Source organism: Nocardia sp. NPDC058244, from assembly GCF_042882065.1.
Taxonomy (GTDB): Bacteria; Actinomycetota; Actinomycetes; order Mycobacteriales; family Mycobacteriaceae; genus Nocardia.
In genome coordinates this window covers 112,546-127,722 of record NZ_JBHVWX010000015.1, presented here as the reverse complement: position 1 = coordinate 127,722, position 15,177 = coordinate 112,546, and the positions used below count along the sequence as shown (strand labels likewise).

11 protein-coding genes are annotated in these 15,177 nt (G+C 71.3%); 1 reads left to right on the top strand and 10 read right to left on the bottom strand.

What is annotated here, in order from left to right; genetic code table 11:
- Positions 1-126: 126 nt before the first annotated feature.
- From ACFVW6_RS33645 to ACFVW6_RS33620, 6 genes are all read right to left on the bottom strand, one after another.
- Positions 127-1,602 carry a DEAD/DEAH box helicase gene (locus tag ACFVW6_RS33645; protein ID WP_378830228.1) on the bottom strand — a complete coding sequence of 492 codons (1,476 nt, stop codon included), beginning with the start codon at positions 1,600-1,602 and terminating at the stop codon, positions 127-129.
- A 255-nt stretch (positions 1,603-1,857) separates the two neighbouring features.
- The gene (locus ACFVW6_RS33640; protein WP_355275882.1) at positions 1,858-2,796 is read right to left on the bottom strand and encodes a M56 family metallopeptidase; all 939 of its coding nucleotides are present in this window, start codon (positions 2,794-2,796) and stop codon (positions 1,858-1,860) included.
- A gap of 64 nt (positions 2,797-2,860) precedes the next feature.
- Entirely contained in the window at positions 2,861-3,241 is a 381-nt protein-coding gene (locus ACFVW6_RS33635; RefSeq protein ID WP_019047691.1) for a BlaI/MecI/CopY family transcriptional regulator, read from the bottom strand.
- Positions 3,242-3,312: 71 nt separating this feature from the next.
- Positions 3,313-4,137: an ABC transporter ATP-binding protein gene (locus tag ACFVW6_RS33630; protein ID WP_355275880.1), complete on the bottom strand. Its 825-nt coding sequence runs from the start codon at positions 4,135-4,137 to the stop codon at positions 3,313-3,315.
- Positions 4,134-5,252, bottom strand: coding sequence for a FecCD family ABC transporter permease (locus ACFVW6_RS33625; protein ID WP_378830230.1), 1,119 nt, complete (start codon positions 5,250-5,252; stop codon positions 4,134-4,136). The genes ACFVW6_RS33630 and ACFVW6_RS33625 overlap by 4 nt, the downstream gene beginning before the upstream one ends.
- Positions 5,249-6,238, bottom strand: a complete 990-nt coding sequence (locus ACFVW6_RS33620; RefSeq protein WP_355275876.1) for an iron ABC transporter permease — start codon at positions 6,236-6,238, stop codon at positions 5,249-5,251. The genes ACFVW6_RS33625 and ACFVW6_RS33620 overlap by 4 nt, the downstream gene beginning before the upstream one ends.
- 168 nt (positions 6,239-6,406) lie before the next feature.
- Between ACFVW6_RS33620 and ACFVW6_RS33615 the strand changes: the two genes are divergently transcribed.
- Positions 6,407-7,114: a hypothetical protein gene (locus tag ACFVW6_RS33615; protein ID WP_355275874.1), complete on the top strand. Its 708-nt coding sequence runs from the start codon at positions 6,407-6,409 to the stop codon at positions 7,112-7,114.
- Here ACFVW6_RS33615 and ACFVW6_RS33610 read toward each other — a convergent pair.
- The 4 genes from ACFVW6_RS33610 to ACFVW6_RS33595 all read right to left on the bottom strand — a co-directional run bounded on the left by ACFVW6_RS33610 (position 7,111) and on the right by ACFVW6_RS33595 (position 15,056).
- Positions 7,111-8,532, bottom strand: a complete 1,422-nt coding sequence (locus tag ACFVW6_RS33610; protein WP_378830231.1) for a wax ester/triacylglycerol synthase domain-containing protein — start codon at positions 8,530-8,532, stop codon at positions 7,111-7,113. The two genes, ACFVW6_RS33615 and ACFVW6_RS33610, sit on opposite strands and share 4 nt — an antisense overlap.
- Positions 8,529-9,554 (bottom strand): alpha/beta hydrolase family protein, encoded by a 1,026-nt coding sequence (locus tag ACFVW6_RS33605; RefSeq protein ID WP_357345262.1) that lies wholly within the window; start codon positions 9,552-9,554, stop codon positions 8,529-8,531. The genes ACFVW6_RS33610 and ACFVW6_RS33605 overlap by 4 nt, the downstream gene beginning before the upstream one ends.
- A 1,714-nt stretch (positions 9,555-11,268) precedes the next feature.
- Positions 11,269-11,787, bottom strand: a complete 519-nt coding sequence (locus ACFVW6_RS33600) for a pyridoxamine 5'-phosphate oxidase family protein (protein WP_378830233.1) — start codon at positions 11,785-11,787, stop codon at positions 11,269-11,271.
- 35 nt (positions 11,788-11,822) lie between these two features.
- A complete protein-coding gene (locus ACFVW6_RS33595) occupies positions 11,823-15,056 on the bottom strand; it encodes a BTAD domain-containing putative transcriptional regulator (protein ID WP_378830234.1) in 3,234 nt (1,077 codons plus the stop codon).
- Positions 15,057-15,177 lie beyond the last annotated feature (121 nt).

The following is a 15,177-nucleotide window of genomic DNA, read 5'->3' as shown; positions in this document are numbered from 1 at the left end:
CGTCGCCCGGGGGACTCGGTTTTGACCTCGCCGTCGGCGCCCACCCCGGGGGCGCCGTGGCCGCCCCACCCCCCCGCCCCCACCCGCCGCGGGGCCCACCCGAAATGGTTTCGCCCACGCGGTGATTCAGTTTGCCGTGCGGTTGCGGCGGGTGGCCGGAGCCGCCGGACGCGCGGCTCGACGACGCGAATTCGTCGGCGTGTCGCCGCTGCGGGCGTGTCCGCCGGTGCCCGCGGGCTTGCGGCTGCGCGCCTCGCCCGCCGGACGCTCCCGGCGCGGCGCGCCCGCGCCGCGGCTGTGGCCCTGCGCGGCCTCGCCCGCCGGTGCGCCACCGGAGCGGGGACGGCGCGAGCGGCCACCGGTCGCCGACTTCGGCGCGGCGGCCTGGGCCGGTGCGGCGGGCGCGGCCAGCGCGATGCCGCTGGGCTTGCGGGCGCCGGTGATCTCCACCAGCTTCCGGTCGCCGGGGCGGACCTCGACGCCGTCGGTCTGCACGCCGGCCTTGCGGGTCATCGCGGCGACGTCCTTGCGCTCCTCGTCGGTGACGAGGGTGACCACGACGCCCTCCTCACCGGCGCGCGCGGTGCGCCCGGCCCGGTGCAGGTAGGCCTTGTGCTCGGCGGGCGGATCGAAGTGCACGACCAGCGAGACACCGTCGATGTGGATGCCGCGCGCGGCGACATCGGTGGTGACCAGCACCGGCACCGAGCCGTCGGCGAACGCCGCCAGGGTGCGGGTGCGGTTGTTCTGCGCCTTGCCGCCGTGCAGCGAGCCCGCCGCGACCCCGGCGCCGCGCAGCTGCTTGGCCAGCCGGTCCGCGCCGTGCTTGGTGCGCACGAACATGATGGTCAGGCCCTCGCGGGCGGCGATCTCGGTGGCGACCGAGCGCTTGACGTTCTTGTCGCGCACGTAGAGCAGGTGGTGCGACATGGTGGTCACCGACGCCTCCGGCGGCGCGGTGGAGTGGGTGACCGGCTGGTGCATGTACCGCTTGACCAGCTTGTCCACGTCACCGTCGAGGGTGGCCGAGAACAGCAGGCGCTGACCGTCTTTCGGGGTGCGGTCGAGCAGCCGGGTGACCTGGGGCAGGAAGCCCATGTCGGCCATGTGGTCGGCCTCGTCGAGCGCGGTGATCGTCACGTCGGACAGGTCGGCGGCGCGCTGCTTGATCAGGTCGTCGAGGCGGCCGGGGGTGGCGATGAGCAGGTCGACGCCGCGCGCGAGCCGGTCGGCCTGGCGCTTGATCGGCGCACCGCCGACGACGGAGGCCACGCGCAGGCCGAGCGAGAGCGCGGCCTCGTCGAGCGCGCGCTCGATCTGCGAGGCGAGTTCGCGGGTGGGGACCAGCACCAGGCCGCGCGGGCGGCCCGGCTTGGCGGACGCGCCGGTGAGGCGGGCCAGCATCGGCAGGCCGAAGGCGAGGGTCTTGCCCGAGCCGGTCGGGCCGCGGCCGAGCACGTCACGGCCGGCGAGCGCGTCGCCGATGGTGGTGGCCTGGATGGGGAAGGGCTTCTCGATGCCCGCGTTGCGCAGGGTCTGCACCAGTGCGACGGGCAGACCGAGGTCGGCGAAGGTGGCGTCGGGACGCGAAGAGGAAGACAAAATGGCCTTTCGTTGGGCTGCGCATCGCGCTGGAAGATGACCGGCGCCGATGACCCGGATACGCCGACGGCGTGCACGGGGTGCGGCCCAGCAGGAAGGACCGATCTCCCAGGATAGGCGGGATCGGTGGCACGTGGGTAAACGCGCTGGTCAGACGACCGTTTGTAGCGATGATTGTGCGAGGGGGTCCGGTGGCGGCCCGGGCGGCCGGGACCGATGCCGTCCCGGCGCGGACAACGGCGGCGAATCGCCAGGTCAGCCGCGGAAGAGCCGGTTCAGCTCCTGCAACCACGGCACCGCGACGGCGAGCGTCGGCACGACCAGGATGGCCGCCGACCCGAGGTACGCGGCGGTGGCGACTCTCACGTCGCCGGTGCGGCCCGCGAGCCGCTGGATGCGGATCAGCGTGGTCGGTCCGCCCGCGGCCAGCGCGCCCTGCGGCGCGGTCGACTTCGCACACGCGACCAGCGCGCGGGCCAGCGGCTTGGGGCCGGTGACCTTGACCGCGGAGTCGTCGGCGAGCAGTTCGATCAGCAGTTTCACCGAGCCGAGCGCGGCCTTGCTGCGGACCACCCGGGGGAACGCCTCGTGGACCGCGGTGAACGCCTCGAGCACCAGGTCGTGGCGGGCCCGCAGATGGGAGCGTTCGTGGCTGACGATCGCGGTGACCTCGGCGTCGTCGAGGCTGGTCAGCGTGCCTTCGCTGAGCACCACCCGCTGCCGCAGCCCGGGCAGGCAGTAGGCGATGGGTTCGGTCGCGGCGAGCACGCGGATATCGGCGGCGCGGCGGACCGGCCCGCTCTGATCCAGCAGATCGACCAGCATGCGATGCCGGGACCTGCGGCGACGGGTGTGCACGCCGACGCGCACGATGGAGAAGATGAGCCGGGCGCCGATCATCAGGGTCAGCGCGAAGACCAGCACGTAGATCGTCCACAGCGGCAGACCGAGCGCGTCGATCTCCTTGGTGGGGGAGGTGGTCGGCCTACCGTCGGGGCCGGGGACGAGCAGCAGGCTGGCGATGGCCAGCCCGGAACCGAAGGCGCTGAGCACGGCGGCCAGCGCGATGGCCTGCCACAGCACCAGGGCCGCGCGCGGCGATCGATGCACCCAGGTCGCGCGACTGAGCAGCGCTGGTACCGGCCCTGCGAGAAGCAAGGCGAGACCGGCGAAGACTGCCGCGGTTGCGTTCATCGACTCTGCTCACTGCGTTGTGGGACCAGGGGCGCTCACGTCGTTGTGAGAGCCGCCAGGGAGTCTAGCTGCTCTTCTCGTCGGATTCGAGCTTGGCGAGTGCCTCCCTGAGGGCGTCGGCCTCGTCCTTGCCCACCTGTTCCACGAAGTGCACCAGCGCGGCGGCGCGGCTGCCCGCCGCGTCGGCCTGCTGCAACGCGTCGACCATCAGGCTCGCGACGAGCTCGTCGCGGCTGTGTACCGGTGCGTATCGATGGGCGCGATCATCGCGCCGCTGCACCACCAGATCCTTCTTCGCCAGCCGCTGCAGCACGGTCATCACTGTCGTGTACGCGAGCTCGCGCCGTGCGGCCAGTGCTTCGTGGACCTGCCGCACCGTCTGCGGTTCGTCGGCCGACCACAACTGGTCCATGACCGCTTTTTCGAGTTCGCCGAGTCCTGCCATCCCACAATTTTACGGACTCAACGACAAAGATGCGTACTACAGATTGTCGTAACGGGGGGTTTGCTGGTGTGTCATTCGTCATACCCGTCGGCGCCGTGCACGTGCCGGGTGCCGATCGGGACGATCATCGGCCGCCCGGAGACCGGATCGGTGAGGACGGTCGCCTCGAGCCCGAACACCTCGGCGAGCAGCTCGGCGGTGACGATGTCGGCGGGCTTGCCCCGCGCCACGATGCGCCCGGCCGACATCACCACGAGCTCGTCGCTGTAGCGGATGGCGAGGTTGAGATCGTGCAGCACCATGACCACGGTGCGCCCGTACTCGGCGTGCAGCCGGTCGACGAGGTCGAGCACCTCGAGCGAGTGCGCGAGGTCGAGGTAGGTGGTCGGCTCGTCGAGCAGCAGGATGTCGGTGCCCTGGGCCAGGGCCATCGAGATCCAGGCGCGCTGGCGCTGGCCGCCGGAGAGCTCGTCGAGGGTGCGCTCGGCCAGATCCGCGATGCCGGTCTGGGCCAGCGCGGCGGCGACCTCGGTCTCGTCGTCGGCCGACCACTGCCGCAGCCAGGACTGGTGCGGGTGCCTGCCGCGGGCGACGAGATCCGCGACGGTGAGGCCCTCGGGGGCGACCGGGGTCTGCGGCAGCATGCCGATCACCCGGGCGACGTCCTTGGTCTTCATCGTCGAGATGGCCTTGCCGTCGAGCACGACCTGCCCGTCGCGGGGGCGCAGCAGCCTGCCCAGCGATTTGAGCAGCGTCGACTTGCCGCAGCCGTTGGGCCCGATGACCGTGGTGACCACGCCGGGCGCGATGTCGAGGCTCAGCTCGTCGACGATCACCCGTTCGCCGTAGCCGAGGGAGACGCCGTCGGCGGCGAGGCGATGGGCGGGGCTGGTCATGAGAGCGTGGCCTTCCGGTTCATGCGGACGAGCAGGTAGAGCAGGAACGGCCCGCCGAGCGCGGCGGTCACGATGCCGACGGGCAGTTCGACGGGAAGCAGTGTGCGCGAGATGATATCGGCCGCGGCGACCAGCCCGGCGCCGGTCAGCGCCGAGGCGATGAGCGGTTCACCCGGCGTGCGCAGTGCCATCCTGGCGATCTGGGGCGCCGCGAGCGCGACGAAGCCGACCGGTCCGACGGCCGCCGTGGCCACCGACGCCGCGACCACCGCGGCGCCGATGAGCAGCGCCCGCTGGGCCTGGATCCGCACGCCGAGCACCCGGGTCGACTCCTCGCCGAGGCGCAGCGCGGCCAGCGTTCGCGCCGAGACCAGCGCGATCACGGTCACCACGGCGAGTGCGAGCACCGCGGGCACGACCCTGGCCAGGTCCGCGGCGTTGAGCGAACCGGTGAGCCACAGCTGGGCCCGCGCGGCGTCGGTGAGGCTGGCCCGGGTGAGCAGCCAGCTGATCACCGACATCAGCACCGCGTTGACGCCGATGCCGATCAGGACCAGGCGGAAACCGGTGACCCCGCGTTCCCCGGCCCGGCCGCGCCCCCAGGCGAGCAGATAGATCACGATCGCGGTGAGCAGGCCGCCGGTGAGCGCGGCCAGCGGCGCGCCGACCGTGGCGATCAGTCCGGTGGTCGCGCCGCCGCTGCCGACCAGCACCGCGACGGCGCCGACACTGGCACCGGTGGTGATCCCGAGGACATCGGGCCCGGCCAGCGGGTTGTGCAGGATCGACTGCATGAGCGCGCCGGACAGGCCGAGCGCGGCGCCGACCACCACGGCGGTCAGCGCCCGCGGCAGCCGCGACTCGATGATGATGAACCGCTGCGATCGGGTGCCGCCGCCGCCCAGGACGTCGAGGACCCGGCTCAGCGGGATGTTGGTCTCGCCGACGGCGATATCCAGGCAGAACAGCGCGAAGACCAGCGCCGCGAGGGCCAGCACGGCACCGAGCAGCACCGGTCGCCACACCAGCGACACCGGCCCGATCCGCAGCCCGGGCCGTACTTTGCGCAGCGCGGCGCCCGCGTCGGTGGGCGTGTCCGTCTCGAGTGTGCTCACAGCGTCACCAACTTCTTGCGGCGCACCAGCGCGATGAAGAACGGCGCGCCGATCGCGGCGAGCATCACGCCGACCTGGAGTTCACCCGGCCGGGCGACCACCCGGCCCGCGATGTCGGCGACCAGCAGCAGCAGTCCGCCGATCAGTCCCGAATAGGGGATCAGCCAGCGGTTGTCGGGCCCGGTGATCGTGCGCGCGATATGCGGCACCACCAGCCCGAGGAAGGCGATCGGCCCGATGGCCGCGGTGGCGGCGCCGCTGAGCAGCACCACCGCGAACAGGCCGAACGCCCGCGCCCGGCCGACATCGACACCGAGCCCGCGGGCGACGTCGTCACCGAGGCCGAGCAGGTTCAGGCTGGGCGCCGCCGCGACCGCCATCGCCATCCCGACCACGAGGAACGGCAGCACCTGCCAGAACACCCCGCCCTCGCGCCCGTTCACCGTGCCGACCACCCAGAACCGGTAGGTGTCGAGCGCGGCGTTGTCGAGCACGATCACGGCATTGGTCATCGCCTGCAGGAACGCGGTGACCGCCGCGCCCGCGAGCACCAGGCTCAGCGGACTCGCCTTGCCGCCGCCGATCGAGGACACCCCGAACACGATGATGCCCGCGATCGCGGACCCGGCGAAGGCGAACCAGATGTACTGGCTCGGCGCGGTGAAGCCGAACAGATAGATGCTGAGCGCGGCCAGGAATCCCGCGCCGGCATTCAGTCCCAACAAACCGGCATCAGCGAGCGGATTCCGGGTATACCCCTGGATGAGCGCGCCCGCGATGCCCAGCGCCATCCCGGCGACCAGGGCCAACGCGGTGCGCGGCAGACGTAGCTCACGCACGATTTCCTCGGCGGTGGAGCGGGCCGGGCATCGGAACGGGCCGCCGTCGCAGCCGAGAGCGTGCGTGACGGCGTCGAACACCGTGGCCGGTGCGAGCGAGCGGGTACCGATGGCGATGCTCGCCACCACCGCGACGGTGAGCAGCAAAACGAGCAGAAGAAGCCCGGTCAGACGACGACGTCTGACGGTGCCAGGGTGGATCACGGCGACGAACTTCTCCTGACTCGAATCCGGACACGACTTGTGAAGTCTGGTAAGCCTAACCTATGTTCCGAGACATCATCGTCACGGGAACCCACTGTTCGAGGAGGTTCGATGCCCGAGCCCGTCACCACCGCCACGTCCCGCAGCACCGCCGCGTTCGATCGCGCGTGTGCCCGGTTGCAATCGCTGCAACCCGAACATCCGCGGGTCTATGCCGTGGCGGCGATGGCCGGTCAGGGAAAGCGCCGCTGGTGGCATGTGCCGAACGGACTGTCCGAGGGCCGCGTCGAGCTCATGTACCGCAGGCACGCCGCCGAGATGATCAACGACGACATCGCCGCCGAGGTGGTGGCGACCGCCCTCATCCACGCGGTCGTCGGCCGGGTGACGGCACTGTTCGTGATGGCGGGCCGGGCCTGGGATCCCGGCCGGGACAATCTCTGGATCCATCATGACAACGATGGTGGCATCGACTGGGCGGGATTGTCCGACACCACGATTCGCGTCGTGGCCGGTGACCCCGAAGTCGACGAGCGCGACGCCGTCGCGCTGCCCTGCGAGGCGGCGATGGCGGTCTGGCTGGCCCAGCGGTGCGCGTCCTCGCTGATTCCGCTGCAGTCCGTGCTCACCCGCTGCTCCGGCCTGCCGGCGCGGCGGTTCTGGTCGCTGGTCGGCGAATCCGTCATCGGCGCGGCGACCTACGTGCCCGACCTGGCCCGCACCGACGCCACCGCGGGCGCCCGGCGCGGCCAGCTGCTGCTCGGCGCGCTCGAGGACCGGGGTCTGCCGGTGCGCCGGACCAGCTGCCTGCAACGCTAGGGGCCGGTCGCGGCGCGCACCGCCGCGGCGAGTTCACGGAACGACCGCAGCACGAGTTCGCCGTAGTGCTCCGGGTCCGGCATCATCGCCGGATTCGTGGTGACCGCGATGACGATGTCGTCACCCTGCGAGGTGATCAGGTGCCGCAGGCCGTCACCGTCGAGGATCGGCAGCGCGCCGACCACCCGGCGGATCGGCCGCCCGCAGAAGACCAGGCTGTCGGTCACCGGCGGCACATTGCTGATGGTGGTGTTGCACAGCGGCACCGTCGCCGCGTCGTCGAAACGCCGTTGCGCCCTGGCCCATCCGGCCGCGCGCAGCAGCAGCGCGGGCGCGGTCTCCACCCGGCGGTCACCGCGCCGCACCACCGGGTCGGTGGTGCGCTGCTTGGCCAGGCCCGCCGACCGCCGGACCGCGGCCAGCCGGGCGAGCGGATCGGCCAGGTCGGTGTGCAGGTCGACGATCATCTGGCTGAGCTGGTTCGCCGAATCCCAGCCGGCCACACCGCGCATCGACATCGGCACCATCGCGGCGAGTGAGCCGTCGGGCGTCTCGTCGTGCTCGGCGAGATAGGCGGCCAGCGCGCCGGCGATCGTCGTCAGCATGAGGTCGTTGATCGTGACCCGCTGCGGCGCCGCGGCTTTCGCGGCGAGCACCTCCGCCATCGGCAGTGCGATCAGGTGGAAGGTGAGCTCCGCGTGGATATCCCGGTTGAACCGGGTCGCGGGGCGTTCGGCCACCGGCTCGTGCACCGCGCCCGCGTCGACCAGCGCGCGGAGTTCGTCCTGCGCCGCGCGGGCGCGCCGCAATCCGCCGACGAATTGCGCGGGCCGCAGCGGGAGCGCGGCGCTCGTGCGGATCGCCCGGACCAGCGGGCGCGGCTCGTCGAGCCGGATCGCCGGCGCCGGATCGGCGCCGAACAACCGCTGCTCGAGCGCGCGGGTGGCGACGCCGTCGCCGGCACTGTGATGGAACACGAGCACCACGATCGTGGTCGGACCCGGCATCGCCGGGACCCCGTCGACGCGGTCGAGCACGTGGATGCGCCACGGTGGCCGCCTCAGATCCATCCGCGTGGCGGTGATCTCGGCGATCCGGGCGCGCGCGTCGTCCCAGGTGCCGGTCCCCGGCCGCTCCAGCGAGACGTGGTCGCGCACCGCCATGGACGGATCGGGCACCCAGTACGGCAGATCCAGGTCCAGCGGCACGCGGTGCAGCCGCCGGTGGAACAGCGCCGCGTGCCCGATGCTCGCGCGCACCCAGTCCAGGACCTCGCCGATGGTCAGCGGTGCCCGGCCCGCGGAGTCGGCGAGGTACACCCCGACGACGTTCGACAGGTGCCGGTCGGTCTCGTCGTAGACGAACACCGCGTCGCGCGGGCGCAGCTGCTCGGTGCCGACCCGGAGTTCGGCGCTCACAGGCCCAGCGCCGTCGCCATCATCGGCCACGACGCGTGCAGGTCGTCTTCCCAATAGCCCCACGAATGAGTTCCGGTCGGCCGGAGGTTGTAGGTGATATTCGTACGGCCGAGCTGCTGGGTGCGCTGGGCCAAATTCGCCGTGCAATACATGGTCGCCGCTTCGATGCCGCCGCCGACGAGCATTTGATTCGTCAGAATGGAGGTCGGATTCTTTCCGTTGATATGAACACGCGGATTCTGCAGCGTGTCGTGAATTCCAGGCAAACCCGTTCCGGCGGAAATGTACATCGGGATATCCGGTAGGCGGTGCGCCTGGACGAAGGGGTCGTGTTCGCGCCAGGCGGCGTCGGTGACCGGGCCCCACATGTTCTCCACGTCGCCGCCGCCCATCCGTACCACCAGCGAGACGAAGCCACGGCCGATCGGGTCGCTGGTCATCGCGCAGCCGCTGTAGGCGGACACGCTGCGGTACAGGTCGGGGGCCTGGATGGCGAGGTCGAGGACCGAGGTGCCCGCCATCGAGATGCCCGCCAGCGAGTTGACGCCGGTGGTGCCGAAGGTCGCGTCGACGACGGGCGGCAGCTCCTGGGTGAGGAACGTCGTCCACATGTTGCGGCCGTTGTTCTCGAGGTTCTTCCCGAGCTTCTCGTCGGGGCGCAGCCAGTCGGTGTAGTAGCTGAACGCGCCCTCCATCGGGATGACGACGTTGACGTGCTTGTCGGCGAAGAACCCGCCCGCGTCGGTCTGTCCCGGCCAGTTGGCCGAATCCTCGCCGCCGCCCGCGCCGTTGAGCAGGTACAACGTCGGCGCCGGGGTCGCGGTGTCGGCCGGTCGCAGGACGCGCAGCGCGATCGTGCGGTCCATGGCGGGGGAGTAGACGCTGATGTCGGCGACCTGGCCGGACTGGGTCCGGCTCACCAGGCGGGCGCCGGTGGTGGCCGCGGCCTGCCCGGTGTCGGCGAACACGGGTGTCGCGGCGAGCGCCACGACACAGGCGGCCGACAGGAGGGCGCGGAGCATGTCGTTGTTCATGGTGATGCGGGCCTGCTGACTTCTCGGGCGGTGCGGGGACCGGACGACGGCCGGCCCCCGCTGGTGCGGCGGTTGATCGGGCTACGGGAAGAAGGCTTCTACCGAACCGAGGAAGACGGCGAGCAGGCCGTCGCCCTCGGCCGCGGAACCCAAGCCCGCGATGGCGGCCATCATCAGCTCTGTCAGCGAACCCATGGTCGAACTCCTTGCTTGATTGTCGAGAAACCTGAGGTCAGGGGTGGGTCAGCCGCCGATGGGCGTGCCACCGCTCAGGGAGATCAGCGCCTGGACGAGGGGCAGGGTGGTGTCGCCGAGACTGGCCATGCCGGTGGCGAACATTTCGTAGAGGGAACCCATGTGTTACTCCTGCGGGTGATATCGGATTACGGGAAGAACGCTTCGACGGAGCCCAGGAAGGTCTCGAGCAGCAGGTCGCCCTGGTTCGCGGAAGCCATTCCTCCCAGTACACCGAGTAGCAGCTCATCGAACGAGCCCATGAAGTATCTCCTTGCGCTGTTGTCATGCCCCCGGAAATAGGGTGGTCCCCTCTCCGCGGGCGGTCATCACGATCGGTGGTCGATGTGATGCCGGTAACGTAGCGCCGCGTCCGAAGTGTGGCAACCCGCTGTTTCACTCACCCTGATTCGTTCATTTTTTTCTTTCCTTCTGGAAGCTGCTCGGCGATTGCCGCGAGGGCTACCGGGTGTACCTGTGACCTGTGGTTACGGCGACTGTCTGGTACGGCGACGGCCGAGATTGTCGCGAACGCAACTGTTCGCGACGAGTCCGTCAAGGGGGATGGATTCATGTGTCTGATGCGTCTGATCTGCGATTGTGTCGAGGCTTGGGTGGATGTCGATGTCGCTCGGGTGACGGTGCCCGCCGTCTGAGGGTCGACGGCTGCGAGGTGTTGGCGGTGGAGGAGGTGGGCTGCTGTGGGGTGTCCGCGCGCGTCGTCTTGTTCGCCAGACCCCATTTATCGGGGGTTCGTTCAGGTCTGGGGGTCCTCTTATTCCACACTGCGCAGTGATGGTCGATCATTCTGTTTCGCTATATATAAGTCGCGGGGGCGGACCGTGAACGGTCCACCCCCGCGCTGTCGAGCCGAGTGTTACTTACCCGGTGTCGGCGTGCCGCCGCTGACGGTGATCAGGGCCTGGATGAAAGGCAGAACAGCGTCGCTCAGGCTGCCAGCGCCGGTCTGCATCAATTCGTAGAGAGATCCCATGTGCATTGTCCTTCGGTGAAATGGATGCCGGACTCGTCAGTGAGCCGGACGGGGGTGTCGGGGCGAGGTCGTTTTACGGGAAGAATGCCTCGACGGAGCCGAGGAAGACCGCCAGGAGCCCATCACCCTCGACCATGGAACCCAATCCCGCAATGGCGGCCATCATTATCTCGGTCAGCGAACCCATGGTGAATCTCCTTGCATGATTGATGAGCATCCCGCCGGAAAATGGAGGACCCGTCGGCCGGGATGTGGATCACAATCAGATCTCCTCTGCTGTGATGTGGGTAACGTAGCCCCGCTCATTTCCCTCGGCAAGGAAATCGCCCGATTCGCGAAATTCGACCCCACATCCTTCCTGGTGGAACTACCGGGGAGTGTTGGTGTCCGTCACAACGGATCGCGCCGTGACCTGTACCGACGTCCAGTCCCGTCAGATCCGACGGCGAACGGCCGCGTTCGCCGTCGGTGCCGTCAATCCCCCTGGAGTGAACCGCGCCAGATGCGGGCCGGAATCCCGCTGACCAGATCGCGGCCACGCAGCACCTGAATCCGCCACGGCGTCAGGCGGAGCACCTGGAACGCCGGGTCGTCCGGGCCCTGCCAGAACTGGCCGGGGTCATAGCCGGCGCCGGGCGGGCTCCCGTGCCGGTACAGGTCCCACACGTGCGCGCGCTCGTCCGGATCGTCGGTCCAGCCGGCGACGGTATCCACGGCGACGGTGTTCTGCGCCGGACTCCAGTACGAGAACGTCACATGCGGATTCCCCGCGATATGCGCGGCTTTCACCGGCGTGCGATAGGTCCCGAGCCACCCGGTCGGCACCTCGCCGCCGGTCTCCCAGACCGGGATCAGCACCCGGGACCGGGGGCGCCCGGCGGCGTCGACGGTGGTCATCGTGGCGTAGTTGATCGAGCCGACGATGGCGTCGAAATCGGCCTTGATATCGGTGAAGCTCTGGACTGTCGACCTGGTGCGACTGTTGGTACTCATGAGGTCCACCGTGGCCGGGCGGACTTCGGACGGACTCAGGATCGGCTCGAGGTCGCTCCCGCGACGAGGGTCGCCGGGTCGGCGGTCCGGCCGTGCGCGACCGCGGCCGCCAGTCCGTCGGCGCCCAGCTCGGCGCGGACGCGCGCCGCGATCCGGTCGACATCGCCGCGTTCGGCCTCGGGCAGGGGAGCTCCGGTGGCGCGGCGCAGGGCCTCGGCGGCGCCGAGCAGCTGAGCGGCCTGCTCGGCGTCGCCCGCCAGCGCGCGGGCACCGGCCAGGCCCTCCAGGGCGAGCGCGTGGGCGCGGGGATCGCCGGTGCGCAGCGCCGCGTCCAGGCCGCGGCGGTGCAGCTGTTCGGCCTCGGCGGCGTCGCCCGCGAGTTCGGCGGTGAAGCCCAGTTCGGCGAGGATCAGTGCCGCGCCGAACTGGGAGCCCGCGCGCAGATGCCAGTCCAGCCAGGCGCCGAGGTGCGTGCGGGCGGCGGCGAGATCGCCGCGGCGCCGCGCGACCAGACCGAGTCCGAGCTCCGCGGATTCCTCCCCGACCAGATGACCCTGGTCGACGGCGATCCGGCGCGCTCGTTCGTGCAGTTCGGCACTGTGCTCGAAGTCCCCGCGCAGCAGCGCGATCCGGCCCAGCGAGGTGAGCCGCTCGCCCACCTCGGTCCACAGCCCGAGCTCATCGGCGGTCGTCAGCGCGGCCCGGTGCTCGGCGCGCGCGGTGTCGAGATCGCCGACGACCTCGGCGTGATTGCCGAGCAGGAAACCCGCGATGCCCTGGCCCCAGCGGTCGCCGACCCGCGTGAACAGATCCCGGCTGCGTTCGGCGTGCGCGCGCATCTCGGTCAGCTCACCGCGTGCGAACGCGTCCCTGGCCAGCGACGCCGAGGCCGCCGCGACACCCCAGTCCTGACCGGCGTCGGCGAAGGCGGTGCGCAGTTCGGCGGCGCTGTCCATCTCGTGGTGCGCGGCGAACCCGGTGTGGACGTGCGCGAGATACCAGCGGGCCCGCAGCTCCGCGGGCGCGGGCCGCTCGCCCAGGGCCTGCAGCGTCTCGACGGTGCGGCCGCGCCCGAGCTCGAGCGCGCCGCGCCACAGCAGCGCGATCCGCCGTGCGGCCGAACCGGGTTCGCCCGGCACCGCCAGCGCGATACCGATCGACCGGATGCCCTCCGCGAGCCGCCCGCGCAGCACCCAGTACCAGGCCAGCGCGTTCACGAGACCGAGCGCGTCGTCGGATCTGCCTGCGGCCCTGGCGGTCTCGAGCGCGCGACGCAGGTCGGCCGATTCGGCGTCGAGCCGGGCCAGCCACCGCCGCTGGTCGCCGGTGCGCAGATGCGCGTCGGCGCGTTCGGCCAGCGCGCGGTAGAAGGCGAGATGACGCAGGCGGGTCTCGGTCTCCTCGCCACTGTCGCGCAGGCGGTCGACGCCGTAGGCAGCGACCGACTTCAGCAGCCGATAGCGGGGCCTGGCGTCGGCGGCGGGCGCGATGACCAGCGAGCGGTCGACCAGGCGGGCGAGCAGTTCCGCGACGTCGACGCCATCGACATCGCCTCCCGCGCAGACGGTCTCGGCCGATTCCAGAGTGGCGCCGTCGGCGTGGGCCGCGAGCCTGCACAGCACCGCGCGTTCGGGCTCGTCGAGCAGTTCCCAGCTCCAGTCGATCACCGCGCGCAGCGTGCGCTGCCGATCGGGGGCATCCCGGTACCCGGCGGAGAGCAGCGTGAACCGGTCCTCGATCCGCTCGGCCAGGGTGTGCACGCCCAGCGCGCGGACCCTGGTCGCCGCCAGTTCCAGAGCCAGCGGCAGGCCGTCGAGATGGCCGACGATGGTCGCGACCGCGGCGGCATTGTCGTCGGTGACGGCGAATCCGGGGGTGGTGGCGCGGGCGCGATCGGTGAAAAGCCGGACCGCGGCGGACTTCTCGATCGCGGCGGCGGTGCCGTCGACGGCGGGCACCGGCACCGGCAGCGGCGCGACCGGCCACAGGTGCTCGCCCGCGATGTTCAGCGGGACCTGACTGGTCACCAGCACCCGCAGGTCGGGGGCCGCGCCGAGCAGCCGCGCGACCAGTGCCGCGGCGGCGTCGGCGACGTGCTCGCCGTTGTCCAGCACCAGCAGTGCCCGCTTGGCCCGTACCGCCTCGGCGAGCCGGGCGAGCGGGGTTCCGCTGTCGGGCACCGGGAACGGGCTGGTCCCGGCGGAGTCGTCGCGCACCTCGAAGGCCGCGGCGACCACCTCGGTGAGGGCGGTCAGCGCGCTGTCCGGCTCGGCGCCGAGGCACAGCCCGGCCAGCTCGACGAACAGCACGCCGTCGCGGGCCGGATGATCGGCGCCGACCGCCAGCGCCAGGCGGGTCTTGCCGACGCCGCCCGGACCGGTGAGCGTCACGAGTCGTTCGGCCCGGAGCAGGGCCTCGATCCCGGCGCGATCGTCCGCACGCTCGATCAACGCGGTGGCGGGAACCGGCAGCGTGGGCCGGGGCGTGACCGGGGTCGCCCGCGGCGGCCGGGTCGGCGCGCCGAGCGCCGGATCCTGTTCCAGCACAGCACGATGCAGCGCGGTGAGCTCGGGACTGGGATCCAGGCCGAGGTCCTCGGCGAGGTGCTCGCGCAGGCGCCGGTACGAGTCCAGGGCCTCGCCGTGGCGGCCCGAGCGGTACAGCGCGAGCATGTGCGCGGCCCGCAGCCGTTCCCGCAGCGGATGTTCCTCGGTGAGCGCGCCCAGTTCGTCGGCCACCTGGTCGTGCGCACCGAGCGCGATCCTGGCTCGCGCGTAGTCCTCGGTCGCGGTCAGGCGCTGTTCCTCGAGGCGTAGCACCGGGATCCGGGCGAAGTCGTGGTCGGCGAGGTCGGCCAGGGCGGGGCCGCGCCACAGCGCCAGCGCCTCGGCCAGCAGGGTCGCGCGGGTGGCGTCGTCGGCGGCGCGCGCCCGGCGCAGCCGGTCCTGGAACACCTGTGCGTCGACCGCGCCGGGAGGAACGTCCAGGAGATAGCCGGGGGAGCGCGAGACCAGCAGGTCGCGGCCGCCGTCCTCGGCGTCGCCGAGCACCCGCCGCAGCTGGGACGCGCGGGTCTGCAACGACCCCGCCGGATGGGTGGGCAGTGCCGCGCCGCCCCACAGGTCCTCGACGAGCCGGTCGGCGGGCACGATCCGGCCCGGCTCCACCAGCAGCGCGGCCAGCAGGACCCGCACCTTGAGCTCGGGCACCCGGACCGGCTGCCCGTCGTCGGTCCACACCGCCACCGGCCCGAGCACCCCGAAACGCATGTCACCCACCCTAAACGGCGGGACGGACGCGGCGCCCTCGAGGCGATCCGGAGTCGATCCGAAGGGTTGCCGAAGGCCCGCTCGGCAGGGTGGGTCTCGTTCGCCTCCTCCTCGAAGGGAA

Coding starts and splice junctions, on each gene's coding strand:
- ACFVW6_RS33640 (WP_355275882.1), bottom strand. CDS start 2,796: ATGAACGCAACCGCGGCAGTCTTCGCCGGTCTCGCCTTGCTTCTCGCA.
- ACFVW6_RS33635 (WP_019047691.1), bottom strand. CDS start 3,241: ATGGCAGGACTCGGCGAACTCGAAAAAGCGGTCATGGACCAGTTGTGG.
- ACFVW6_RS33630 (WP_355275880.1), bottom strand. CDS start 4,137: ATGACCAGCCCCGCCCATCGCCTCGCCGCCGACGGCGTCTCCCTCGGC.
- ACFVW6_RS33615 (WP_355275874.1), top strand. CDS start 6,407: ATGCCCGAGCCCGTCACCACCGCCACGTCCCGCAGCACCGCCGCGTTC.
- ACFVW6_RS33605 (WP_357345262.1), bottom strand. CDS start 9,554: ATGCTCCGCGCCCTCCTGTCGGCCGCCTGTGTCGTGGCGCTCGCCGCG.
- ACFVW6_RS33600 (WP_378830233.1), bottom strand. CDS start 11,787: ATGAGTACCAACAGTCGCACCAGGTCGACAGTCCAGAGCTTCACCGAT.
- ACFVW6_RS33595 (WP_378830234.1), bottom strand. CDS start 15,056: ATGCGTTTCGGGGTGCTCGGGCCGGTGGCGGTGTGGACCGACGACGGG.